This window comes from Microbacterium sp. NPDC060117 (assembly GCF_042729315.1).
Lineage (GTDB): Bacteria > Actinomycetota > Actinomycetes > Actinomycetales > Microbacteriaceae > Microbacterium.
Genome location: NZ_JBHWXR010000001.1, coordinates 564,896 through 589,538 on the forward strand (window position 1 = coordinate 564,896; position 24,643 = coordinate 589,538).

Below are 24,643 nucleotides of genomic sequence, written 5' to 3' on the forward strand. Positions count from 1 at the left end.
CCGAGGCAGGCGCGCCGATGACCGCGCCGTCGCCGGCCCGCGCCTTCGCCGCGGTCGATCTCGGCGCCACCAGCGGACGCGTGATGATCGGCCGCGTCGGCACGGACGTGCTCGAACTCGAGCAGGTCGCGCGGTTCCCGAACGGACCCGTACGGCGCCCGGATGGTCTGCACTGGGACTTCGAGGAGCTCGTGGAGCACGTCGTCGCCGGTCTCGCCGAGGCGGTGCGCCGCGAGCCCGCGATCGAGAGCATCGGCATCGACACCTGGGCCGTCGACTACGGGCTGCTTCGCGACGACGCGCTGCGGGCGGAACCGTTCCACTATCGCGACGCCCGTGGAGCCCGCGGAGCCGACCTCGTGCATGCGCGAGTGCCGTTCGCCGAGCTGTACGCACGCAACGGCCTGCAGTTCCTGCCGTTCACGTCGCTGTACCAGCTCGCGACCGACGACAACGCAGCGAAGGCCGACACCATGCTGCTCATCCCCGACCTCGTCGCCCATCGCCTCACCGGTGCCCGCGTCGCCGAACGCACCAACGCCTCCACGACCGGACTGCTCGGCGTGCACGATCGGGAATGGGATCTCGCGCTCGCGGAGCGGATCGGCATCCATCCCACCCTCCTGCCGCCGCTGGTCGACCCCGGCGCGCGAATCGGACGACTGCTCCCCGAGTTCGCCGCGCGGATCGGCGCCGACCTGCCGGTCGTCGCGGTCGGCTCGCACGACACCGCCTCCGCGGTCGCCGCCGCCCCCCTCGCCTCCCCGAGCACGGCGTACATCTCCTGCGGCACCTGGGGATTGGTCGGGCTCGAGCTCACCGAGCCGGTGCTCACGGAGGCCGCCCGCACGGCCGGGTTCACCCACGAACTCGGCGTCGACGGGCGGATCCGATTCCTGCACAACGTGACCGGGCTGTGGCTGCTCAGCGAGACCGTGCGCGCCTGGGAGGGCGAGGACGGCACGCCGATCGACCTCTCGGAACTGCTCGACGACGCCGCCGCCGTCCCCCCGGACGTGGCGCTGTTCGACGCCGACGACCCGTCGCTGAGCAGCCCCGGCGACATGCCCGCGCGCATCGCGGCGGCCCTCCGGGCGACCGGGACCGAGCCGCCGTCCGCACGGGCGGCGTTCGTGCGCATGATCGTGGAGTCGATCGCGCAGGCGTTCGCGGATGCCGTGTCGACGGCGTCCGCACTCACCGGCATCGCGGTCGAGACGATCGACCTCATCGGCGGCGGATCCCTCAACCGTCTGCTCTGCCAGGCGACGGCCGACCGCACGGGCCTTCCGGTGCTGGCCGGCCCCGTCGAGGCCACCGCACTCGGGAACCTGCTCGTGCAGGCGCGAGCCGCGGGGGTGTTCGGCGACGATGCGACCCTCGAAGAGCTGCGGAGACTCGTGCGCCGCACGCACCCGCCGACGCGCTGGGCGCCGCACGGCTGACCGGGCGGCGGGCTCCGCGGCGCGCACGAGGTCACGCTCCGGACGTCACCGCACCTCGGGATCAGGTCGCGATGCGCGCGATCCATGCTTCGAGGCCGTGCCAGTCGGGCGCCGGTGCGTGCGCCGTGGGTGGTGCGGGCAGAAGCCGCACGGGAGTGTGCCGGTACGTCCCCGCGACGATCGGGGCGGGCAGGAGCAACGGGCGACCCGGAGCCTCGATGTTCGCCGGGGTCTCCGCCGGCGCGTCCGTGCGAGCCTCGCCGGAGCGGGCATCGACAGAGACCTCTCCGGCGGAGACCTCTCCGCCGGAGGCCGCTTCGACGTCCTGCGCCTCGGACGGCCGCGGCTGCCCGGAGGCCGGCGACTCCTCGATCGCGTCGCCCTCCCGCAGCACCGTGTCCGGCGGGGGCGCCGCCGACGCGCTCAGCCCGAGGGCTGCGAGCACCTCGTCGCGCGCCTCGGCGATCGTGGTGATCTCGCGATCGCGGAGGTCCACGATCACGTCGGCCTCGGCCTGCGCTGCCAGCGACCGGCGCGTGTCGGCGAAGGCGCTCCGGCTTCGACGCAGCTCGACCTCGACGCCTCCGCGGTCCCGCACGATCGAGCGGCGCAGGGTGCCCTCGGGCGCGGGCACCGCGACGAGGCGGATCCCGCGATCCTGCAGGGTGGTGCGGATCCGCTCCCCGTCGGCGTCCTCGGCCAGCGGCGCGACCACGGTTACGTCGAGATCGTGACCGCGCAGGGCGGTCGCGAGCTCCACGGCGTCGCCGGTCGCGCTCTCGCGCACCCCGCCCGGGTCGCGGATCTCGTCGACCCGCGCCTCACCCAGGATCACCACGCGATGCTCGGCCATGCCGCCCCCTTCCCTCCGGAGTCGCTCCGGAGGTCTCCCCAGGCTACTCCGGAGCGCCGCACCGACCCGCGAACCCCGGGCCCTATCCTGGCGCCATGAAGACACGCAGCGTCGCGGTCGCCCTCGCCACCATCGCCCTGGCCGGCGCACTGGCCGCATGCACCCCGACCGGCCCCGGCGCAGCCTCCGGCCCCTCCGCATCCGCCGGCGGCTCCGCGGCCGGATCCGATCCCGCGCACCCCACGAAGAGCCCGTCCCCGGGCACCAGCGCATCGCCGACGCCCAGCCCCACATCGACCCCGGTCGCGCTGCCGACCGACTGCAAGGCGATCCTGTCGGCGAACGTGCTGTCGCAGCTCGGCGACACCCCGCTGAACTCCCCCGTGTTCGGACCGAGCGGCGTGCAATCCGACGGCACCCTGATCTGCATCTGGGCGGATCCGAAGGCCGACACCACGAGCATCACGACCACGATCTCGCGCAGGTACCGCGGCGAGGCGCTGGACATGCTGAACGGTCTCGTCAAGACCGAGGGCTTCAGTTGCTACACGCCCGACAAGGGCACCCGCTGCGAGAAGGAATGGCCCGACGCCACGTATCCGGTCACGGACGGACGCACCCTGTTCTGGCGCGACGACGTGCTCATCGATACGAAGTACTCCAACCTCTCCCCGAACGGCTACACATCGAGCATCGTGGCGAGCATCTTCGGATCCTGACCTCCGGCGCATCTCGCGTTCGGGAGGAGAACTCGCGGATCGGCGGAGGAACGCGCGCGGATCCTCCTCCCGAACGCGAGTTCTCCTCCTCAGAAGGTGCGGGTTCGTGGATCCGGATACGCGAAGACCCCCGGATCCGTGTGGATCCGGGGGTCTTCGTCAGGCGATCAGTCCGTCACTCAGTTGTGTCGCGACTTCGTCGCTCGACAACGTCAATCGGCTCGGCCGATCGAGCAAGCTCGTCGGCTCTCGCCTCAATCAGTTGTAGGTGCCGGGCGTGATGTCGTCGGTCGAGAACGCGTCGAAGTCGACGTAGCCGAAGTCGCCCTCGGCGTACGCGCCGTCGGATGCGAAGATCCGGTTCGGGTAGCGCTCGCTCTTGGCCTCCTCGGTCGCCTCCACCGTGATGTCGCGGTAGCGGCGCAGGCCGGTCCCCGCGGGGATCAGCTTTCCGATGATGACGTTCTCCTTGAGGCCGACCAGCGGGTCGCTCTTGCCCTCCATGGCGGCCTGCGTGAGCACGCGGGTCGTCTCCTGGAAGGACGCGGCCGATAGCCACGACTCCGTCGCGAGCGACGCCTTCGTGATACCCATCAGCTCCGGGCGGCCGGACGCCGGGCGCTTGCCCGCCGCGACGGCCTCGCGGTTGACGTCCTGGTAGCGACGCGCGTCGAGCATCTCACCGGGCAGCAGGGTCGTGTCGCCGTGGTCGACGACGGTGACCTTGCGCAGCATCTGGCGCACGATGACCTCGATGTGCTTGTCGTGGATCGGCACACCCTGCGAGCGGTACACGTCCTGCACGCCGCTGACGAGGTAGCGCTGCACCTCGCGGGCGCCCATGACGCGCATGACCTCCTTGGGGTCGAGCGTGCCGACCTGCAGCGGGTCTCCGACCGAGACGTGCTGGCCGTCCTCGACGAGGAGCGTCGCACGCTTCAGCACCGGGTAGACCACTTCCTCGTCGCCGTTGTCGGGCGTGAGGATGACCTTCTTCGACTTGTCGGTCTCCTCGATCGTGATGCGGCCGTCGGCCTCGGCGATCGGGGTGGCGCCCTTCGGGGTACGGGCCTCGAAGAGCTCCTGCACACGGGGCAGACCCTGGGTGATGTCACCGGCCGACGCGAGGTGGAAGGTACGCATCGTCAGCTGGGTACCGGGCTCACCGATCGACTGCGCCGCGATGATGCCGACGGCCTCGCCGATGTCCACCGTCTTGCCGGTGGCCAGCGAGCGGCCGTAGCACTGCGCGCAGACGCCGACGGCCGAGTCGCAGGTCAGCACGGAGCGGACCTTGATCGACTCCACGCCCGCGGCGACGAGCTTGTCGATGAGCACGTCGCCGACGTCCTCACCGGCGGTCGCGACGACCTCACCGGCCGCGTTCACGACGTCGGAGGCGAGCGTACGGGCGAACACGGAGTTCTCCACGTTCGCGTCGCGCACCAGCTCGCCGGCGCTGTTCGGCGCGGCGATCGGCAGCTCCAGGCCCTTCGACGTGCCGCAGTCGTCCTCACGGATGATGACGTCCTGCGAGACATCGACCAGACGACGGGTCAGGTAGCCCGAGTCGGCCGTACGCAGAGCGGTGTCGGCCAGACCCTTACGGGTACCGTGCGTGGCGATGAAGTACTCCGCCACCGACAGCCCCTCGCGGTACGAGGAGATGATCGGACGCGGGATGAACTCACCCTTGGTGTTGTTCACCAGACCGCGCATACCGGCGATGTTACGGATCTGCAGCCAGTTACCACGGGCTCCCGACGACACCATGCGGTTGATGGTGTTGTCCTCCGGGAAGTTCGCCTGCATCTCGGCCTGGACCTCGTTGGTCGCCTTCGTCCAGAGCTCGACGAGCTCCTGACGACGCTCGGCGTCGGTGGTCAGACCCTTGTCGTACTGCGCCTGGATCTTCTCGGCCTGCTTCTCGTAGCCCGCGACGATCTCCGCCTTGTTCGGCGGGGTGATGACGTCGCTGAGCGCGACGGTCACACCGGAACGCGTGGCCCAGTAGAAGCCGGCGTCCTTGATGCGGTCCAGCGACGCGGCGGTCTCGACCTTCGGGTACTCCTCGGCGAGCTTGTTGACGATCTGCGAGAGCTTGCCCTTGTCGGCGACCTCGCGCACGAACGGGTAGCCCTTGGGCAGGGTGTCGTTGAAGATCGCCTGGCCGAGCGAGGCGTCCACGAGGCCGTGGCCCGCGTAGCCCTCGGGGGCCTCGCCCTCGAGGAAGGTCAGACCCGGGATGCGGATGCGGACCTTGGCCTGCAGGTCGAGGGTGCCCTCGTCCTTCGCCAGGATCGCCTCGCCCACGGAGCCGAACGCGCGGCCCTCGCCGAGCGCACCGTCCTTGACCGTGGTCAGGTGGTGCAGGCCGATGATCATGTCCTGCGAGGGCAGGGTGACCGGGCGGCCGTCGGACGGCTTGAGGATGTTGTTCGAGGCGAGCATCAGCACGCGGGCCTCGGCCTGAGCCTCGACCGACAGCGGCAGGTGCACGGCCATCTGGTCACCGTCGAAGTCGGCGTTGAACGCCGCGCAGACGAGCGGGTGCAGCTGGATGGCCTTGCCCTCGACGAGCTGCGGCTCGAAGGCCTGGATGCCCAGGCGGTGCAGGGTGGGGGCGCGGTTCAGCAGCACGGGGCGCTCGCGGATGATCTCCTCGAGCACGTCCCAGACCTCGGGGCGCATGCGCTCGACGGCGCGCTTGGCGGCCTTGATGTTCTGGGAGTGGCCCAGGTCGATCAGGCGCTTGATCACGAACGGCTTGAACAGCTCGATCGCCATCGTCTTCGGCAGACCGCACTGGTGCAGCTTGAGCTGCGGACCGACGATGATGACCGAACGGCCCGAGTAGTCCACGCGCTTGCCAAGCAGGTTCTGGCGGAAGCGACCCTGCTTGCCCTTCAGCATGTCGCTGAGGGACTTCAGGGCGCGGTTGCCGGTACCGGTGACGGGGCGGCCGCGGCGGCCGTTGTCGAACAGCGCGTCGACGGCCTCCTGCAGCATCCGCTTCTCGTTGTTGACGATGATCTCGGGCGCGCCGAGGTCGATCAGACGACGAAGACGGTTGTTGCGGTTGATCACGCGGCGGTACAGGTCGTTCAGGTCGCTGGTCGCGAAGCGGCCACCGTCCAGCTGCACCATCGGGCGCAGCTCCGGCGGGATCACCGGCACGACGTCCAGCACCATGGCGGCCGGGCTCATACCGGTCTCCAGGAACGAGTTGACGACCTTGAGGCGCTTGATCGCGCGGATCTTGCGCTGGCCCTTGCCCTCGGAGATCTGCAGGTGCAGCTTCTCCGACTCGGCGGCGAGGTCGAAGGCGGCGAGGCGACGCTGGATCGCCTCGGCGCCCATGTGCGCCTCGAAGTACTGGCCGAACCGGTCCTGCAGCTCGTGGAACACGTCGTCCTCGGGACGCAGGGCCCCGACCTCGAGGGTGCGGAAGTCCTCCCACACGCGCTCGAGCTTGACGATCGCCTCGTCGGCGCCCTTGCGGATCAGGGACATCTCCTTCTCGGCAGCGTCCTTGACCTTCTTCTTGGCGTCGGCCTTGGCGCCCTCGGCCTCGAGGGCCGCGAGCTCCTCCTCCAGCTTGGCGAGGCGCTCCGCGATCTTGGCGTCGCGGCGGTCGCCGAGCGTCTTCAGCTCGAGGCGGATGTTGTTCTCCTGGGTCGCCAGGTCGCGGTGACGCGCGTCCTCGTCGACCGAGATGACCATGTACGCGGCGAAGTAGATGACCTTCTCGAGGTCCTTCGGCGCCATGTCCAGCAGGTAGCCGAGGCGCGAGGGCACGCCCTTGAAGTACCAGATGTGGGTGACCGGGGCGGCGAGCTCGATGTGGCCCATGCGCTCACGGCGGACGGAGCTCTTGGTGACCTCCACGCCGCAGCGCTCGCAGACGATGCCCTTGAAGCGGACGCGCTTGTACTTGCCGCAGGCGCACTCCCAGTCACGGGAGGGGCCGAAGATCTGCTCGCCGAAGAGGCCGTCCTTCTCCGGCTTCAGCGTGCGGTAGTTGATGGTCTCGGGCTTCTTGACCTCACCGTACGACCACTTGCGGATGTCGTCTGCGGTGGCGAGGCCGATGCGAAGCTCATCGAAGGTTGTTGCGTCGAGCACTAGTTCTCCTGTGTCGAAATTCTCTTAAGAAAAGTGGGGAGTTCGAGGGATCCGGAGCGGATCCGGATCCCTCGAAGGCTCAGATCTCGTCGATGGATGCGGACTCGAAGCGGCTGGAGATGTTGATCCCCAGCTCCTCGGCGGCGCGGAAGGCCTCGTCGTCGGTGTCGCGGAGGTTGACCGCCGTGCCGTCGGCCGAGAGGACCTCGACGTTCAGGCAGAGCGACTGCATCTCCTTCATGAGCACCTTGAACGACTCCGGGATGCCCGGCTCCTGGATGTTCTCGCCCTTGACGATCGCCTCGTACACCTTGACGCGGCCGAGGATGTCGTCGGACTTGATCGTGAGGAGCTCCTGCAGCGCGTACGCGGCGCCGTAGGCCTCGAGCGCCCACACCTCCATCTCACCGAAGCGCTGGCCGCCGAACTGGGCCTTACCGCCGAGCGGCTGCTGGGTGATCATCGAGTAGGGGCCCGTCGAACGCGCGTGGATCTTGTCGTCGACGAGGTGGTGAAGCTTCAGGATGTACATGTAGCCCACGGAGATCTGCCCCGGGAACGGCTCGCCGGAGCGGCCGTCGAACAGGGTGGTCTTACCGGTCGAGTCGATCAGGCGCACGCCGTCACGGGTCGGCAGCGTCGAGTCGAGGAGACCCTCGATCTCCTCCTGGTGAGCGCCGTCGAACACCGGGGTCGCGACCTTGGTGCCGGGGGCGACGTCGAACGCCTCCTCAGGCAGCTGCGCGGCCCACTCCGGGTTGCCCTCGATCTTCCAGCCCTGCTTGGCGATCCACCCGAGGTGGGTCTCCAGCACCTGGCCGAAGTTCATGCGGCCCGGGATGCCGAGCGGGTTCAGGATGACGTCGACCGGCGTGCCGTCCGAGAGGAACGGCATGTCCTCGACGGGCAGGATCTTCGCGATGACACCCTTGTTGCCGTGGCGGCCGGCGAGCTTGTCGCCCTCGGTGATCTTGCGCTTCTGGGCGATGAAGACCACGACGCGGCGGTTGACGCCACTGCCGAGCTCGTCGTCGCCGTCCTCGGCGTTGAACTCCTTGACCGCGATGACGGTGCCCTGCTCGCCGTGCGGCACCTTCAGGGAGGTGTCGCGGACCTCGCGGCTCTTCTCGTTGAAGATCGCGCGGAGCAGGCGCTCCTCGGCCGACAGCTCGGTCTCGCCCTTCGGGGTGACCTTGCCGACGAGGATGTCGCCGGGGCGGACCTCGGCGCCGATGCGGATGATGCCGCGCTCGTCCAGGTCCTTCAGGAGCTCCGGGCTGACGTTGGGGAGGTCACGGGTGATCTCCTCCTTGCCGAGCTTCGTGTCGCGCGAGTCGACCTCGTACTCCTCGATGTGGATCGAGGAGAGGGTGTCGTCCTTCACCAGGTCCTGGCTGAGGATGATCGCGTCCTCGAAGTTGTGACCCTCCCACGTCATGAACGCGACGAGGAGGTTCTTGCCGAGCGCGAGCTCGCCGTTCTCCGTGGCGGGACCGTCGGCGATGACCTCGCCGACCTCGACCCGCTCACCGGCCGAGACGACGACCTTCTGGTTGTAGGAGGTGCCGTGGTTCGAGCGGTCGAACTTGCGCAGGTAGTACTCCTGGGTGCCGCCCTCGTCGAGCATGACCACGACGCGGTCGGCGGAGACCTCGGAGACCACACCGGCCTTCTCGGCGGTGATCACGTCACCCGCGTCGATGGCGGCGTAGCCCTCCATACCGGTGCCGACGAACGGCGACTCGGAACGGAGCAGCGGCACGGCCTGGCGCTGCATGTTGGCGCCCATGAGCGCGCGCTGCGCGTCGTCGTGCTCGAGGAACGGCACGAGCGAGGTCGCGACCGACACCATCTGGCGCGGCGAGACGTCGATGTAGCCGATCTCGGACGGGAGGAACATGTCGACCTCGCCGGATCCGCCCTTCGGACGCGCCAGCACGTGCGCCTCGGTGAAGCGACCCTCGGCATCGAGCGGGGCGTTCGCCTGCGCGATGTTGAAGTCGACCTCCTCGGCGGCGGTCAGGTAATCGATGTGCTCGGTGACCTTGCCGTCCTCGACCTTGCGGTACGGGGTCTCGATGAAACCGAACGAGTTGATCCGCGCGAACGTGGCGAGCGAGCCGATCAGGCCGATGTTCGGGCCTTCCGGGGTCTCGATCGGGCACATGCGGCCGTAGTGCGAGGGGTGCACGTCGCGCACCTCGACGCCGGCGCGGTCGCGGCTGAGGCCACCGGGGCCGAGGGCCGAGAGGCGGCGCTTGTGGGTCAGACCCGCGAGCGGGTTGTTCTGGTCCATGAACTGCGACAGCTGCGACGTGCCGAAGAACTCCTTGATCGCGGCCACGACGGGGCGCACGTTGATCAGGGTCTGCGGGGTGATCGCCTCGATGTCCTGCGTGGTCATGCGCTCGCGGACGACGCGCTCCATGCGGGACAGACCGGTGCGGACCTGGTTCTGGATGAGCTCGCCGACGGCGCGGATGCGACGGTTGCCGAAGTTGTCGATGTCGTCGGTCGCCAGACGGATCTCCGCCTTCTTGCCGCCGCGGATGCCCTCGAAGGTCTCGACGCCGGCGTGGATGCGCACCAGGTACTTGATGGTCTCGACGATGTCCTTGACCGTGAGCACCGACTCGTCCAGCGGCAGGTCGAGACCCAGCTTCTGGTTGATCTTGTACCGGCCGACCTTGGCGAGGTCGTAGCGCTTCGCGTTGAAGTAGAAGTTGTCCAGCAGCGCGCGGGCGGCCTCGGCGGCGACCTGCTCGCCCGGACGGAGCTTGCGGTAGATGTCGCGGAGCGCGTCCTCCTTGGTGAGGATCGTGTCCTTCGCGAGGGTCTCCTCGATCGAGGCGAAGCCGGCGAACTCGGCGAGGATCTCCTCGCTGGTCAGGCCCAGCGCCTTGAGGAAGACGGTGACGGACTGCTTGCGCTTGCGGTCGATGCGCACGCCGACCTGGTCGCGCTTGTCGATCTCGAACTCGAGCCAGGCGCCGCGCGACGGGATGACGCGGGCGGACACGATGTCCTTGTCGCTGGTCTTGTCGGCGGTCTTGTCGAAGTAGACGCCCGGGGAGCGGACCAGCTGCGAGACGACGACGCGCTCGGTGCCGTTGATGATGAACGTGCCCTTGGCGGTCTGCAGCGGGAAGTCGCCCATGAAGACCGTCTGGGTCTTGATCTCACCGGTCTGGTGGTTCATGAACTCGGCCTCGACGTAGAGCGGGGCCGCGTAGGTCTTGCCGCGCTCCTTGCACTCCTCGATGGAGTACTTCTCGGGCTCGAGGTACGGGTTCGTGAACGAGAGCTGCATGGTCTCGCTCAGGTCCTCGATCGGGGAGATCTCCTCGAAGATCTCCTCCAGGCCGCTGGCCTCGGCGAGATCCTTGCGGCCGGCCTTCTTGCCGTCGGCGACGCGCTTCTTCCAGGCCTCGTTGCCCACGAGCCAGTCGAAGGACTCGGTCTGCAGGGCGAGCAGGTCGGGGACCGTCAGCGTGTCGGAGATCTTGGCGAACGAGAGGCGGGAGTGGCCGCGTCCGTTCTTGTTGGTGGTGGGGGTGGATGCGTTGCGAGCAGCAGCCAAGGGAATAACCTCCGTGAGCCCCGAAGGGCGTCTCGATTCCTCGTCGTCAGGTGAGTGCGCCGCGTCACACGGCCGCACGCCGAAGGCGCTCTGTCGAGGAGCGAGGACGTACGGAAATCTGCCGACCACCATATGAGGGCAGGGAGGAGCGAGGCGCAAAGATCAACTATAGTTCCGAAATCGCGACATGGCAAGCGCGATTCTTGACCTTCTGCCCTGAGGGGGGTATAACCCCGGGCGCGGGACGCTTCTGCACCTCGGCCCGGCCCTTCTCGGCCCTCGCGACCGGCGGGGACGCCGCCACCATCCCCTGGATGCAAGTGCGGCACCGGGATCCGGTATCGTCGCGAGCGTGCCCGATTCACCGTTGATCGCCTGTTTCGGCGAAGGCCTGGTGGCGCTCGTACCCACGACGGCCGGTCCGTTGGAGAGCAGCCGCACGTTCCAGCGCTCCCTGGCCGGCGCGGAGTGGAACGTCGCACTCGCCGTGGCCTCGGCCGGCTCCCGCGCCGCCGTCGTCTCCCGTGTGGGCGATGACGGCTTCGGACGCTTCCTCCTCGGCGAGCTGGCCCAGCACGGCGTCGACGCGTCCGCCGTCGAGGTCGATCCCGCGGCCCCCACCGGGCTGTACGTGAAGGAGCTCTCCGCCGAGGGGCATGGCCCGGTGCAGGGCGTCATGCACTATTACCGGGCCGGATCCGCGGGCAGCAGGATCTCCCCCGCGACCCTGCACACGCCCGCCGCCGAGCGCGTGCTCGCCGAGGCGGCGCTCGTGCACACCACGGGGATCACTCCCGCGCTGTCCGACGGCGCCCGCGCCGCGCAGGACGAGCTGTTCGCGGACCGCGGCGGCCGGCTGATCGGCTTCGACGTGAACTGGCGCCCCGCGCTGTGGCAGGGCCGCCAGGACGAGGCGCGCGAGCTGCTCGGCGGATACCTCGCGGCGGCCGACGTGGCGCAGTGCAGCGCGCACGACGCCGAGGCCGTCTTCGGCACCGGGGATCCGGACCGGCTGCGCGCGATGTTCCCCGGCCCCCGCCACCTCGTCATCACGCGGGACGACGGCGCCACCGCGTTCGACGGCGCCGAGCGCGCCGACGCCCCCGCCGTGCCCTCGACCGTGGTCGAGACGATCGGCGCCGGGGACGCCTTCGCCGCGGGCTTCCTCGTGGGCGTGCTCAGCGGCCTGTCACTGAGTGGCTGCGTCGCCCGCGCCAATCGCATCGCCACCCGCGCCCTGGGCAGCACGCGAGACCACGTGGACTGAGCGCCCGGGAACAGGCGACGGGCGGCCTGAGCGGTCAGGCCCCGCGGACCGCACGGCGGGTCGTGCGCAACGGCTCGGTCACCGTCTCGCCCCGGTGCTGCACCACCCGCACGAAGAGCAGGTCGAGCACCGCCAGCTGCGCGATCCGGCTGGACATCGCGGCCATCCTCAGCGGCGATTCCTTGGCGCGGGTGCCGAGCACCAGATCCGCGACGGCGGTGAGCGGGGAACCCGGCACGTTGGTGAGTGCCACGGTGAAGGCCCCGGCCGCCCGTGCGACCTCGGCCGCACGGATCGTCTCGGCCGTCGCGCCCTCGTGCGACACCGCGAGCACCACATCCGCCGGCCCGAGCAGCGACGCCCCGGTGATCGCGACGTGCGGATCCGGAGAGTGCACGGCGACGCAGCCGATCCGGGCGAGTTTGAGCTGCATGTCCTGCGCGGTGAGCGACGAAGCGCCCTGCCCGAACAGGTGCACCTGCCTCGCCCCCGCGATCGCGACGGCGACGCGGTCGAGCGCGGCGAAGTCGAGACCTGCGACCGTGTGCTCGATCGCGCCGATCTCGCTCGCCGCGAGCTTGGCCGCGACCGTCTCGACCGGGTCGCCCGGGTCGATGGTCGCATCGTCGAAGCCGAACCGCTCCTGCTCGGCCTGTGCGCGCGCGACGGCGCCGGCGAAGGCGACGCGCAGCTCCCGGTAGCCGCTGAAGCCCAGCGTCTGGGCGAAGCGGGCGACGGTCGAGAGCGAGGTGTGACAGAGCCGGGCGAGGTCGGTGATCGCGAGGTCGACGACGAGGGTCGGATCCGCGAGCACCCGTTCGGCGACCCGCGCCTCGGCGGCGCTCAGCCGCGGCAGAGCGGCGCGCACGACGCCGAAGACATCCGCGTCCATCACACCCCCTCTGCCTCCCGAAGAGAGCGGATCATCGCCCGGCGCCGACGAGCCTCTCCCGGGCGAGCTCGGCGCCGATCCTGCTGGCGGAGCCCACCTCGATCACCGGCACGCCGACGCCCTCGGCGGGGAGGCCGACGTTCACGGCGACGACGTCGGCCGCGCGCGCGGCGACCTCGGCGACGACAGCGCGCTGCACCGGGTCCGTGTCGATCCGATCCACGAGCAGTGCGATCCGCCGGCCCCGGGCCTGCGCGACCGCGGCGTCGACCGCCGCGCTGCGCTGCACCTCGTCGAGGCGCGCCGTGTCGATGCGCACCGTCGCCCCGCCGCCGGCGAGCGCCTCGGACACGTAGCCGGCCGCGCTGTCGACGGCGAGCGTCGAACTGCGGCGGGCGTCGACCACGAACGGCGCGCCCGCGGTCGTGAGCTCCCCGCGCACGTGCAGTGCGCGGCGCACGATGCCGGTGCCGTCGTAGGACGCCGCGTCCGCCGGGGCGCCCGCCCGCGCCGAGGCGGCGAGCTTCGCCGCGAGCCGGGTCACTCGCGCGCCGGCCTCGACCACGCGGTCCCGGGACAGGGATCCGTCCCGCAACGCCGCGACGATCGCGTCCCGTGCGGTGCGGTAGTCGTGCTCGTCCTGATCCGGCAGCGCTGCCGCACCGGGGTTCGTGGGGTTGCCGATGCAGAGCAGGTCCGCCCCCGCGGCGAGCGCGCGGACCGCTCCCCCGCCGATTCCGACCGACTCGCGGATCGCGGCCATGTCCAGGGCGTCCGTGATGATGACGCCGTCGAAGCCCGCATCTCGCAGCATGCCCAGCACCCGCGGATTGAGCGTGGCGGGCTCCTCGCCCCACGCCGGCACCACGATGTGCGCCGTCATCACGGCGTCCACGCCCGCGGCGACCGCGGCGCGGAACGGTGCGAGGTGCACGCGCTCGATCTCGGCCGGGTCCACGCCGATGCGCGGCAGATCGTGGTGCGAGTCGACGTGCGTGTCGCCGTGTCCGGGGTAGTGCTTGACGCACGCGGCCACGCCCCCGGCCTGGATGCCCTCGACAGCGGCGACCACGTGACGCGACACCAGGTCCGCGTCGGCGCCGAAGGAGCGCACGCCGATGACCGGGTTGCGCGGATCCGTGTTCACGTCGGCCACCGGCCCGAGCACCACGTCCGCGCCCACGGCGCGCACGCGACGGGCGAGCTCCTCACCCGTCGCCGCGGTCGCGAGGACGTCGTCGAGTGCGCCGAGCTGCGCAGCCCCGGGCAGCGTGGATCCGGTCGCGGCCTCGAGGCGGGTGACGCTGCCGCCCTCCTCGTCGATGCCGATGAGCGCCTGCGGGCCCGCCGCGCGGATGGCCGCGCTCAGCGCGTCCAGGTCGGGGCCGATGTTCTGCGCGAAGTAGACCACGCCGGCGAGCCCGCGGCGCAGCGCCGCGTCCAGCCACGCGGGCACGGTGCGGCCGAGGAAGCCCGGCCACAGCACACTGTTCGCCAGCCTCTCGAACTCGACGTCGTCGTCGATCAGATCCGTCACGCTCATCCCTTCACCGCTCCGGCGACGAGTCCCGAGGACAGGCGCCGCTGCACGATCACGAAGAAGATCATGACAGGCAGAGTGATGAGGGTGGAAGCGGCCATGATGCTTCCCCAGTCGTTGGAGTACTGCCCGAAGAACGACTTCAGCCCGATCGAGACCGTGTACTGGTCGGTCGCGCCGCCCAGCATCGTCATCGCGAAGATGAACTCGTTCCACGCCGTGATGAAGCTGAACACGCTCGTGGCCACCAGGCCCGGCATCACCAGGGGCAGCAGCACCGACCGGAACATCCGCCACCAGCTGGCGCCGTCGATGTAGGCGGCCTCCTCGAGTTCGACGGGAACGGCCTGCACGAAACCGCGCAGCATCCAGATCCCGAACGCGAGCGAGAGGGCCACGTACACGACCATGAGGCCGAGGATGCTGTTCAGCAGTCCCAGGCTCTTCACCTGCAGGAACAGCGGGATCACCAGCGCCTCGAGCGGCACCATCTGCACGATGAGGATCATCAGCAGGATCGCGGTGCGGAACTTGAACCGGAAGCGCGCGACGGCGACCGCGGCGAGCAGGCATACGAAGCCGCTCACGAGCACCGTGACCAACGCCACGATCACGGAGTTGCGCAGGAAGGTGGCGAAACCGCCGTCGGTGAGGACGAAGGCGAAGTTGTCGAAGGTGAACTCCTTCGGCAGCAGCGACTGGCCGCCGCTGGACGCCTTCTTGTCGAAGGCGCTGGAGACCATCCAGTACACCGGGAACAGCGTGAACAGCAGCACGGCGGTGACCGCGATGGCGATGCCGATGCGGCCGAGAACGGGGTGACGCGATTTCACAGCTCGTCCTCCTTCATGAGGGAGCGGATGTACACGATCGTGATCCCGAGCAGGACCAGCGTGAGCAGCACCGCGAGCGCGGCGCCGAAGCCGTAGCGGTTCTGCCCGAACGACTCGACGTAGGACCACACGCCGAGGTTCAGCACGGTGCGGTTGCCGCCGTTGCCGCCCGGCATGAGATAGACCTGCGCGAAGACCTTGAAGTCCCAGATCGTCGACAGGATGATCACGACGGAGAACACCGGCTTGAGGGTCGGGAAGATGATCTTCCAGAACCGCCGCCAGGCGCCGGCGCCGTCCAGTGCTGCGGCCTCGAGCATCTCCCGGGAGACGCCGAGCAGACCGGCGAGCACGGTCACGGCGACGAACGGGAAGCCGTGGTGCACCACGTTCAGCAGCACGATCGCATAGAACGACCACTGGTTCGTGAACCAGTTCACCTGGCCGTCGATGAGCCCGAGGTCCTTCAGCACGGCGTTGAAGACGCCCTTGTCGGCGTCGAAGATCCACACCCACACATAGGTGCCGGTGACGGCGGGCATCGCCCAGGCGACCATGATGCAGCTGGCGACGATCGTGCGCCACACGTTCCCGAGCCGGGCCAGCAGCAGGGCGACCAGGGTGCCGACGGCGACGGTGGCGAACACGGACACGACGGCGAAGCCGACCGTGTTCGGCAGCACCACGGTCCACAGGGTCTTGTCGGTGAGGGCCTCGACGTAGTTGTCGAAGCCGATGAAGTTGGTCCGGCCCGTGTTGATCTCACGCAGGCCGTAGTCCTGCAGCGAGTAGATCACGACCTGGACGAGCGGCCACAGCATGAGTGTGGCCAGGATGAAGAGGCCGGGTGCGAGCAGCAGCCAGGGCCGTGCGGTCACCCAGCCGAGCTTCTTCTTCCGCGCCGGCGGGCCGCCGGCCGCGGCCCCGGAGCGAGACTCCGAGGACGCGGCCGACCGTGGTGCGTGCACCGTGGACATGGTGGATCCGGTTACTTCTTGTTCAGCAGATCGGTCATCTCGGCCGCGGCGTCCTTCGACGCCGTCGAGACGTCCTTCTGACCGCTGAGGATGGCCTGGATCATCGAGTTGGTCGTCTTCTTCGCCTGCACGGCGCCGAAGTTCGGGGTCACCGGCACCGAGGCGCCGCCTTCCACCATCTGCTTCGCGAACGGCGCGACCAGCGGATCCGTCGACTTCAGGGCTTCGGTCATGGCCGACTGCACACCCGGGAAGTACCCGGTCTCATCGGCCCACTGCGTGGCGAACTTGCCGGTCGTCATCAACTTGGTGAACGCCCAGGCCAGGTCGGGGTTCTTCGTGTTGTTGAAGATGGACAGGTGCGAGCCGCCGAGCACCGACGGGGCGATGCCGCCGTCCTTGCCCGGGATGACCGCCGCGCCGATCTTGCCCTTCAGCTCCGGGTTCTTCTCGATGAGCGACTTCGGCGTCCAGGATCCGGAGAGCATCATCGCGACGTTGCCCTGGCTGAACGCGTCGCGCAGGTCGGTCTCTTTCCAGGTGGTCGCACCCGCGGAGGAGAAGCCGTGCTTGAGCGCCAGGTCGGTGTAGAACTGGATGCCCTCCTGCGACTTCTTGCTGTCGAGCTGGCTCGCCCACTTCCCGCTCTTCTCGGTGGCGACCTCGCCGCCCGCGCCCCAGACCCACGGGTACACGAGGAATTCGGCATCGCCGGGAACCGGGAACGCCATCATCTCGGGGTGCGCGGCCTTGATCTTCTCCCCGGCGGCGACGATGTCGTCCCAGGAGGTCGGGGCCTTCAGACCGAGCTCGTCGAAGACGTCGGTGCGGTAGACGATCGAGCGCACGCCGGCGTACCAGGGCATGCCGTAGAGCTCCTTGTCGTAGGTGCCCGCGACCTTGAGGCCCTCGACGAGGTCCTTGGAGAGGCCCTTGTCGGCGTCGACGTACTTGTCGATCGGCAGCAGCGCGCCGGCGTCCGCGAACTCCGCGGTCCACGTCGTGCCGGTCTCGGCCACGTCGGGGGTGGTGCCGCCGGCGATCGAGGTCACGAAGCGGTCATGCGCGTCGGCCCACTGCACCTCTTCGAACTTCACCTCCGCACCGGTCTCCTTCTTGAACTCCGCGGAGACCGCGTCGTAGAACGCGGAGGAGTCGGGGTTGGTGCCCTTCATGATCCAGACGTTGAGCGTCTTGCCCTTGCCGTCGACGGGACCACTGGTGGCCGCGGGGGTGCTGCCGCCGGAGCAGGCTGCCAGGCCCAGCGTCGCCACGACACCGAGTGCCGCGACGGAGAGAATGCGCTTGTGCATCGGGGAATCTCCTCTTTGAAAATCCAGGGCGAACTCGCCAAGTAGGAAAAAGTATCCACGATGAACAAAACTCCTGCAAGTTTCTTCCAAAGCCGTGATCGAGCCGTGATCCGGGCCAGAGGGCGCCTCCTCTCACCGCATCCGTCCGTGGCGGCACGCCCGACGGCGCCGCCCTAGGCTCGTCCCATGGGCAGAGCACGCGCGAAGGACACCGAGCATCCGGCGGTGCGACTGGGATCCGGCGGGATCGCCCGCGTGGTCCCCGCGGAGTTCGGCGGCGGCTTCGAGCTGCTCATCGACGAGACCCCGCAGTCGCATGTGGACCTCGGGGACCCGACGCATCTGCACTTCGAGTACATCGTGCGCATGGGCGCCCTCATCGACCAGCTCGCCTCCCCCGGCGCGGCGATCACCGCGGTGCACCTGGGGGCAGGCGCTCTGACCGTCCCGCGCTACATCGCGGCCACCCGTCCCGGATCCCGGCAGCAGGTGATCGAATTGGAGGCGCCGCTGGTCGAGCTGGTGCGCGAGCACCTGCCACTGCCCCGCGGCGCCGCGATCCGGATCCGCATCGGCGACGCCCGCGAAGGCGTGCGCCGTCTTCCGCCGGCCCTGACCGGAGCCGTCGACCTCGTCGTCGCCGACGTCTACTCGGGCGCGCAGACCCCCGCGCACCTCACCAGCGTCGAGTTCTACACCGAGCTCGCACAGTTGCTCGGGCCCGCCGGCGTGCTGCTCGTGAACGTCGCGGACGGCCCGGGGCTCGCGTTCGCACGCCGTCAGGTCGCGACGATCCGCGCAGTGCTGCCGGAGGTCGCGATCCTCGCCGACGCCCAGATCCTGAAGGGTCGCCGGTTCGGCAACCTCGTGCTCGCGGCGTCGAATGCTCCGCTTCCGGCCGACGCCCTGCCCCGCATCCTCGCCGCCGGCCCGCATCCGGCCAAGCTCGCGAACGGCGCCGAGGTGATCGCGTTCGCGAAGGAGGCGGCGATCGTCACCGACGCGACCGCGGTGGCCTCGCCCCGACCGGACGCCGGGCTGTTCCTGCGCTGAGTCCCGGCGCTCACCGCGCCGACCTCCTGCGCCGAGCCACCCCCTCACACGCGAGCCACCCCTGTTCATGCGGCGCGCAAGCGGGTGGCTCGCACACAAAGGGGTGGCTCGCGCGGTTGGACCCGTCGTCGCACCACCCGGCCCGAGACGCCGGTTTCTCACGGCACGCCCTGGGGCCTTCCCGGATGCGCCGCAGACGCGGGCAGACTGGAGGACACGGCGAGGCAGTGCAGGAGGACGGGCGCGTGAGCTACATCAAGGGGTACGACCCGGACTCTCTGCGCGAGCTGGTCGATCCGGCCGAATGCGACGCGCGACTGGTCGAGATCTCCGACCTGCGCAGCCTGCCGTCGATGCTCGAGCGGGTGTGGCTGCTGAAGGTGCTCGGCCGCCTGGACGACGCGCTCGTGCTGGCCGACGAGGCCGTGCGCCAGGCCCGCATGGCCGGAACGCGCAAGGATCTGCTGCGCGCGCGCGTGCTGCGCGCCACCGTGCAGCAGTATCGCGGCGCGCACGCCGCCGCCGACCACGAGCTGGCGGCCTGCGTGGCGGAGGCCGAGGGCCAGGGCTGGGTGCCGATCGCCGCGTTCGCGCACCAGCACCGCGGCCGCAACGCCTTCGAAGCCGGCGAGTTCGACCAGGCCAGGGACAGCTTCAAGCGCACCGTGTTCCTGCGTCGCGAAGCCGGCGCCGACGACGCGACGCTGGAGGCGGCCCTGCTCGCGGTCGACACGGTCGAGCGCCGGCGCGACCCGGTCGCCGTCAACGGCTGATCCCGACCCCGGGGCTGCCGCAGAGACGCACCTGTCCGGCCATAGCGCGTCTTCGCGTGCTCCGCGCCGGAGTGTCCCCGGCATCGCCTAACGTGAGTGCATGGCCGAGTTGGAGCGAGTGCGGATCTGGGGCGAGGCCCTGATCCGGCTGCATCTGGATCCGACGTGGTCGTTCGGCTTCGACAACGCCAAACGCCGCGCCGGCGCCTGCAACTACCGCGACAAGCGGATCACCGTCTCCCGCTATCTCGCGGCCCGGTTCGACGACGACGAGATCCATCAGGTGCTCCTGCACGAGGTGGCGCACGCCGTCGCCGGCCACGACGCCGCGCACGGCGCCGCATGGAAGCGGACGGCCCGCGCGCTGGGCTACGTGGGCGGCACCACGCACCACGGCGAGACGGCGACCGACCTGGCGCCGTGGGTGGGCCGCTGCCCGACCGGCCACGTGACGTACCGGCACCGGCGCCCCACCAGGGCGTCCTCGTGCGCACGCTGCTCCCGGCGCTACGACGAGCGCTTCCTGCTGATCTGGACCCGCCGCGAGATCACGGCCGCAGACCGCAGGGCGGCGGTGCTGCCGCGATGACGACGACCACGCTGACGCTGCGGCATGTGCAGCTGAAGTTCCGGATCTCCGCGAGCGCGGACGACGCCTGGGCGGCCCTGCACTCACCCGCCGTGCTCACCGCGCTCTACGCCCCGGTGATCGTCGTCGAGCCGCTCACGCACGCCGACGAGGGCTCTCTGCTGCACAGCGCGGTGCGGCTGCGCCTGTTCGGCCTGATCACGGTCGGCACCCAGCTCATCGGCGCGTACGACGAGGTTCGCGAGCACAAGGGCGAGACCGTGCGGATCCTGCGCGACAGCGGGATCCCGCTCACCGGACCGCTCTCGTCGCTCGACGTCTGGGACCACCGCATGGCCGTCTCCGCCCTGCCGGACGGCCGGGCGCTCTGGCGCGACCGGCTCGTCTTCGGCGGTCCCGGATCGCTCGCCCTGCTGCCCGTGCTCTGGGCGGCGTGGCAATGGCGCGGATGGCGGATCCGCCGTCTCGCGCGCGGATGGGGCGGGGCCGCGGAGCACGCCCGCGGCCCCGCCTGACTCAGTCCGCGGCGAGCGCCTCGACCGGTGCGACACGGGTCGCGAGCCGGGTCGGAGTGGCGGATGCCACGAGCGTGAGCACGGCTGTGCACGCGACGATCGCGACCACCGGAACCCACGGCACCACCGGCGGGATGAGCCCCGCCGGCTGGAAGTCGGGCATCGACGGGACGGATCCGAGCAGCGACTGCGCGGCGATCCAGCCGTAGGCGACGCCCAGCACGAGCCCTGTCGCGGTGGCCGCGATCGTGACGTGCGCGGCTTCGAGCAGCACCATCCGACGCACCTGACGGCTGCTCAGTCCGATCGCGCGCAGCAGGCCCAGCTCGCGCCGCCGCTGCACGACGCCGATGGTGAGCAGGTTGACCAGCCCGACCGCGGCGATCACGGCCGACACCGCGACCAGCACCATCATCACGGTGCCGAAGGCATCGAACGGGGCGAAGAACCCGGGCGGCAGCTGCTCGGCGCTCGTACGCACCATGAGCGCCTTGGCCGACTCCAGCGCGACGGCGAACATCGTCACGAGCGTGACCCCCATCACCACGCCGATGGCCATCCGGCTGGACCGCTCGGGGTGGCGCAGCGCGTTCTCGGCGGCAAGCCGGGCGGTCGCGCCGCGGCCGAACAGGCGACCGACGAGCCGCAGCACGGGCGGCATCACCAGCACCGATCCGATCGCGAGCCCGCTGAACGAGAACACTCCGCCGAAGAAGGCCACCACCACGCCGAGCGGCGAGGACAGCCCGACCACGACACCGCCGGCCAGCAGCGCGCCACCGAGCACGAACATCGTGATCGCCCCGAGATGGCGCGAACCACGGGCTCCGGTCTCGGCGACCGTGCGCTCGGCGGACCCCGCCAGCGCCTGCAGCGGAGTGACCGTGAGCACCCGTCGCGACCCCGCCCAGGCGGCGAGCCACGTGGTCAGCGCCACGCCGACGGCGGGGATCAACACCCCGGGCTGCAGCGGCGAGAGACCCTGCGGCGGGTGCGCGAACGCGAGGGATCCGATCGCCATGCCGCCCCAGCTCAGCAGGACGCCTCCAGCAAGCCCCAGCACGGCGCCGATGATGCCGACGGCGAGGCCCTGCCCCGCGACCTCCGACCGCTGCGCTCTGGCGGAGGCGCCGATCAGCCGCATCAGCGCGATGCGACGGGTGCGGCCGGCCACGATGGTCGAGAACGTGTTGGCGGTGACGATCGCGGCGACGTACATCGCGACGGCGGTGAGCAGCACCGAGAGGATCTGCACGACGTACGCGAGGGTCTTGCTGTCGCCGAGGAACGGATCGTTCTGCAGCAGAGCGCCCAGATAGAGGGTGGTGTCGACGAGGATCACGCCGAACGCGGCGGTGAGAGCGGCGACGAAGACGCTCGAGCCCATGCCGCGCTCCCGGAGGAAGGCGAGTCGCGACGGGGTGAGCGGCGTCTCGAGCAGCGTCGGGGCGATGGCGGTCATGCCGGCACCCCTGCCGCGTCTGCCGCCACAGTGGCGGCGGGGGTGCCCCCGGAGAGCATGAGCCCGGCGATCTCGTCGGCGCTGCGGCGGGGGTGGTCGGCGACGATCCGGCCGTCGCCGAGGAACAGCACGCGATCGGCGTAGCTGGCCGCGACGGCGTCGTGCGTGACCATGGCGATCGACTGGCCCTGCTCGCGGCTCGCGGTGGACAGCAGCTGCAAGACCTCGCGGCCGGAGGCGGAATCGAGGTTGCCGGTGGGCTCGTCGGCGAAGACGAGATCTGGCGCGGTGGCCAGCGCGCGGGCGATCGCCACGCGCTGCTGCTGGCCGCCGGAGAGCTGGTGCGGGCGATGCCGCAGGCGCGGGCCGATCCCGAGGATGTCGACGAGGGAGTCGATGCGCGCCCGCTCGATCGCGGAGGGACGGCGTCCGTCGAGCTCGAACGGCAGCAGGATGTTGCCGAGCGCGTCGAGGGTCGGCACCAGGTTGAACGCCTGGAAGATGAAGCCCACGCGGCGACGGCGCAGGATCGTGAGGTCGAGATCGCCGAGCCCGGTGATCTCGGTGTCACCGATCCACGCTCGCCCCTGCGTAGGCGTGTCCAGCCCCGCCATGATGTGCATGAGCGTGGACTTGCCCGAACCGGAGGCGCCCATGATGGCCGTGAACTGGCCGCGGCGGATGCCGACGCTGACGTCGTCGAGGGCACGCACCGCGCCCTCGCCGGATCCGTAGGTCTTGGTGAGGTGCTGGACGCGGGCCGCAAGGCCCAGGTCGGTCGTGGTGATCTCCATGTCTCCGACGCTAAGGATCCGCCCCTGTCCTTCGCGTCGCTCTGTGGATCCATCCGCGTACATCGCAAGGATGATCCGCGACGCGCTTTCCTCAGCCGACGGCGGCGACCGCGACCCCGCGCCGGGTGAAGCGCGCCAGGAGCACGAGGGCCACGACGCCCGCGACCAGGGCGATCGCCCCGTCGCTGAGGCGCACGCCGACGCCGGCCACGGCGAGGCCTCGCACGAGGTCGAGGATGATCGAGAGCGCGCCCCAGCCGAACCCGACCAGGCCCACGCCGAGGAAGGCCACGGCGCTCGCGAGGAGCAGCATGCGCCGGTCCTCGCGAGCGATCGGCACGGCGCCGCGGAGGCGGCGCACCAGCAGCCAGACCGCGAGCAGAAGCACGCCGAGCACGCCGGCCGCCAGCCTCTCGGAGACGATCTCGTCGGAGTGGTGCATCGCCGCCGCCGCCGCGCAGCTGCCCGCCTGCGGGAAGAACCCCAGGAAGTCGGCGCACCGCGCCGTGGTGTAGGTCACGCCGTTCACGTCGCCCGCCAGGAAGGCCGGCCCCCAGATCGCCTCGAGCACCCAGGACACCAGCCCGCTGAGCCCGATCACGACGAGCCCCAGCGCGACGACGAGCCACCCGCCGCTGAGCAGACCCAGAACGCGACGCCGTGGAGAGCGCGTCCGGGCCACGGCGGCCGGGTCTCCGAACCGCTGCACCGCGACCTCTGCGGCCTCGGCGGGATCCATCCCCTGGGCCAGCAGGGCCGCCTCCGCATCGCGCAGGTGCCCGTCCGTCTCGGCCAGCAGGCGCCAGGTGTCCTCACCCGCGCCGAGGCGGTCGGCGAGCTGCGCCACGTAGCGATCGATCGCGTCGGTCATCTCACACCCCCTGCACGGCCGGACGGATCGAGGGTGCGGCGAGGGTCGACGCCACGCCGTCGGCGAAGCGCTGCCAGGCGCCGGTCTCCCGGGACAGCTGCGCCGCGCCCGCGGCCGTGATCGCGTAGACCCGGCGCCGGCGCCCGTCATGCACCCACTCGCTCGTGATCGCACCGGATCGCTCCAGCCGGTGCAGTGCCGGGTACAGCGAGCCCTCCGGCACATCGAACTCACCGCCGCTCGCGGTGCGCAGCGCCTCGGCGAGCGCGTAGCCGTGGGCGGCCCCGCGCGCGAGTGTCGCCAGGATCAGCATCTCGAGGTTGCCTCGGAGTCGGTCGTCTGCCATGAGGCGACTTTACCCAGACAATCGATGCATAGACAGCCTTTGTTGCTGTGAGTTCGCCGAGGCTGGATGTCCCTGGTCGGTGCCGGGGCGGCGCTCGTTCGCGGCATCGCCCCGGCTGACCGCTTACATCGATCCGGTCCAGGCGTGCGTGGAGACGCCGACCGCGTTCCACGCGTTGATCACGACGATGAGCGAGACCAGCGCACCGAGCTCCTCCGGCGAGAAGCGCGTGGCCGCGGCCGCCCAGTCCGCGTCCGGCACATGGGTCTCGGACAGACGGGTGATGCTCTCGGTGAGCGCGAACGCGGCGCGCTCGCGCGCAGTGAAGAACGGGGACTCCTGCCACACCGCGACGGCGGCGATCCGGGCCGCCGTGTCGCCGGCCTTGGCGGCGTCACCCGCGTGCAGGTCGACGCAGTAGCTGCAGCCGTTGATCTGCGAGGCTCGCAGGCGCACCAGCTCGCGCAGTCGGGCGTCGATGCCTGCGGCATCGAGCTCGCGCACCATCGCGGCATCGAGCCCGGCGAGCGCGCGGGAGAAGCGCGGCGCGACCGTGTCGATGTCGAGGCGGACGGGGATCGGGACGGTCTGCTCGGTCTGGGTCGAGGTCTCGGTGAGGGTCATGGTCTTCCTTTCGTCCCCTTCAGCCTGGGCGATCCGGATCCATCCGTCCAACAGCTGATCCCTATCGCTATC

20 protein-coding genes are annotated in these 24,643 nt (G+C 70.3%); 7 read left to right on the forward strand and 13 right to left on the reverse strand.

The window, feature by feature from the left end:
* Positions 1-17: 17 nt before the first annotated feature.
* Complete coding sequence (locus ACFWCK_RS02520; protein ID WP_378804388.1) at positions 18-1,445, forward strand: rhamnulokinase family protein; 1,428 nt, start codon at positions 18-20, stop codon at positions 1,443-1,445.
* Positions 1,446-1,506: 61 nt separating this feature from the next.
* Here ACFWCK_RS02520 and ACFWCK_RS02525 read toward each other — a convergent pair whose 3' ends face one another.
* On the reverse strand, positions 1,507-2,298 hold the full coding sequence (locus ACFWCK_RS02525) for a hypothetical protein (protein WP_378804389.1): 792 nt from the start codon (positions 2,296-2,298) through the stop codon (positions 1,507-1,509).
* A 95-nt stretch (positions 2,299-2,393) separates the two neighbouring features.
* Here ACFWCK_RS02525 and ACFWCK_RS02530 point away from each other — a divergent pair, with 95 nt between their 5' ends.
* Positions 2,394-3,017, forward strand: a complete 624-nt coding sequence (locus ACFWCK_RS02530; protein ID WP_378804390.1) for a hypothetical protein — start codon at positions 2,394-2,396, stop codon at positions 3,015-3,017.
* A gap of 258 nt (positions 3,018-3,275) precedes the next feature.
* Here ACFWCK_RS02530 and rpoC read toward each other — a convergent pair whose 3' ends face one another.
* Together rpoC and ACFWCK_RS02540 are read right to left on the reverse strand one after the other, a co-directional pair.
* Positions 3,276-7,142, reverse strand: a complete 3,867-nt coding sequence (rpoC, locus tag ACFWCK_RS02535) for a DNA-directed RNA polymerase subunit beta' (protein ID WP_378804392.1) — start codon at positions 7,140-7,142, stop codon at positions 3,276-3,278.
* 79 nt (positions 7,143-7,221) lie between these two features.
* Positions 7,222-10,722 carry a DNA-directed RNA polymerase subunit beta gene (locus tag ACFWCK_RS02540; RefSeq protein WP_233310309.1) on the reverse strand — a complete coding sequence of 1,167 codons (3,501 nt, stop codon included), beginning with the start codon at positions 10,720-10,722 and terminating at the stop codon, positions 7,222-7,224.
* 352 nt (positions 10,723-11,074) lie between these two features.
* Between ACFWCK_RS02540 and ACFWCK_RS02545 the strand changes: the two genes are divergently transcribed.
* Positions 11,075-11,989 (forward strand): sugar kinase, encoded by a 915-nt coding sequence (locus ACFWCK_RS02545; RefSeq protein WP_378804393.1) that lies wholly within the window; start codon positions 11,075-11,077, stop codon positions 11,987-11,989.
* Between the two features lie 34 nt (positions 11,990-12,023).
* On the opposite strand, the gene ACFWCK_RS02550 is transcribed toward ACFWCK_RS02545, so the two are convergent.
* Genes ACFWCK_RS02550 through ACFWCK_RS02570 form a run of 5 tightly spaced genes read right to left on the reverse strand, consistent with a single transcriptional unit; the run spans position 12,024 to position 17,544 of the window.
* Positions 12,024-12,881, reverse strand: a complete 858-nt coding sequence (locus ACFWCK_RS02550) for a MurR/RpiR family transcriptional regulator (protein ID WP_378804394.1) — start codon at positions 12,879-12,881, stop codon at positions 12,024-12,026.
* A 31-nt stretch (positions 12,882-12,912) separates the two neighbouring features.
* A complete protein-coding gene (locus ACFWCK_RS02555) occupies positions 12,913-14,418 on the reverse strand; it encodes a glycoside hydrolase family 3 N-terminal domain-containing protein (RefSeq protein WP_378804395.1) in 1,506 nt (501 codons plus the stop codon).
* Positions 14,419-14,420: 2 nt separating this feature from the next.
* Positions 14,421-15,254: a carbohydrate ABC transporter permease gene (locus ACFWCK_RS02560; protein ID WP_378804396.1), complete on the reverse strand. Its 834-nt coding sequence runs from the start codon at positions 15,252-15,254 to the stop codon at positions 14,421-14,423.
* Complete coding sequence (locus ACFWCK_RS02565; RefSeq protein WP_378804397.1) at positions 15,251-16,231, reverse strand: carbohydrate ABC transporter permease; 981 nt, start codon at positions 16,229-16,231, stop codon at positions 15,251-15,253. The genes ACFWCK_RS02560 and ACFWCK_RS02565 overlap by 4 nt, the downstream gene beginning before the upstream one ends.
* Positions 16,232-16,242: 11 nt before the next feature.
* Positions 16,243-17,544, reverse strand: coding sequence for a sugar ABC transporter substrate-binding protein (locus ACFWCK_RS02570; RefSeq protein WP_378804398.1), 1,302 nt, complete (start codon positions 17,542-17,544; stop codon positions 16,243-16,245).
* A 186-nt stretch (positions 17,545-17,730) separates the two neighbouring features.
* Here ACFWCK_RS02570 and ACFWCK_RS02575 point away from each other — a divergent pair, with 186 nt between their 5' ends.
* From ACFWCK_RS02575 to ACFWCK_RS02590, 4 genes are all read left to right on the forward strand, one after another.
* The gene (locus tag ACFWCK_RS02575; protein ID WP_378804399.1) at positions 17,731-18,597 is read left to right on the forward strand and encodes a spermidine synthase; all 867 of its coding nucleotides are present in this window, start codon (positions 17,731-17,733) and stop codon (positions 18,595-18,597) included.
* A 245-nt stretch (positions 18,598-18,842) separates the two neighbouring features.
* Positions 18,843-19,370: a hypothetical protein gene (locus ACFWCK_RS02580; RefSeq protein ID WP_233310301.1), complete on the forward strand. Its 528-nt coding sequence runs from the start codon at positions 18,843-18,845 to the stop codon at positions 19,368-19,370.
* 100 nt (positions 19,371-19,470) lie between these two features.
* On the forward strand, positions 19,471-19,959 hold the full coding sequence (locus ACFWCK_RS02585; RefSeq protein ID WP_233310300.1) for a SprT-like domain-containing protein: 489 nt from the start codon (positions 19,471-19,473) through the stop codon (positions 19,957-19,959).
* Entirely contained in the window at positions 19,956-20,474 is a 519-nt protein-coding gene (locus tag ACFWCK_RS02590; RefSeq protein WP_378804400.1) for a hypothetical protein, read from the forward strand. The genes ACFWCK_RS02585 and ACFWCK_RS02590 overlap by 4 nt, the downstream gene beginning before the upstream one ends.
* Position 20,475: 1 nt before the next feature.
* On the opposite strand, the gene ACFWCK_RS02595 is transcribed toward ACFWCK_RS02590, so the two are convergent.
* The 5 genes from ACFWCK_RS02595 to ACFWCK_RS02615 all read right to left on the reverse strand — a co-directional run bounded on the left by ACFWCK_RS02595 (position 20,476) and on the right by ACFWCK_RS02615 (position 24,571).
* Positions 20,476-21,936 (reverse strand): FtsX-like permease family protein, encoded by a 1,461-nt coding sequence (locus tag ACFWCK_RS02595; RefSeq protein ID WP_378804402.1) that lies wholly within the window; start codon positions 21,934-21,936, stop codon positions 20,476-20,478.
* Positions 21,933-22,730: an ABC transporter ATP-binding protein gene (locus ACFWCK_RS02600; RefSeq protein WP_233310297.1), complete on the reverse strand. Its 798-nt coding sequence runs from the start codon at positions 22,728-22,730 to the stop codon at positions 21,933-21,935. Before ACFWCK_RS02600 ends, ACFWCK_RS02595 begins: the two co-directional genes overlap by 4 nt.
* A 91-nt stretch (positions 22,731-22,821) precedes the next feature.
* Positions 22,822-23,601 carry a permease prefix domain 1-containing protein gene (locus ACFWCK_RS02605; protein ID WP_378804403.1) on the reverse strand — a complete coding sequence of 260 codons (780 nt, stop codon included), beginning with the start codon at positions 23,599-23,601 and terminating at the stop codon, positions 22,822-22,824.
* A 1-nt stretch (position 23,602) separates the two neighbouring features.
* The gene (locus ACFWCK_RS02610) at positions 23,603-23,947 is read right to left on the reverse strand and encodes a PadR family transcriptional regulator (RefSeq protein WP_233310295.1); all 345 of its coding nucleotides are present in this window, start codon (positions 23,945-23,947) and stop codon (positions 23,603-23,605) included.
* Between the two features lie 123 nt (positions 23,948-24,070).
* Positions 24,071-24,571, reverse strand: coding sequence for a carboxymuconolactone decarboxylase family protein (locus ACFWCK_RS02615; RefSeq protein WP_233310294.1), 501 nt, complete (start codon positions 24,569-24,571; stop codon positions 24,071-24,073).
* Positions 24,572-24,643: the final 72 nt, after the last annotated feature.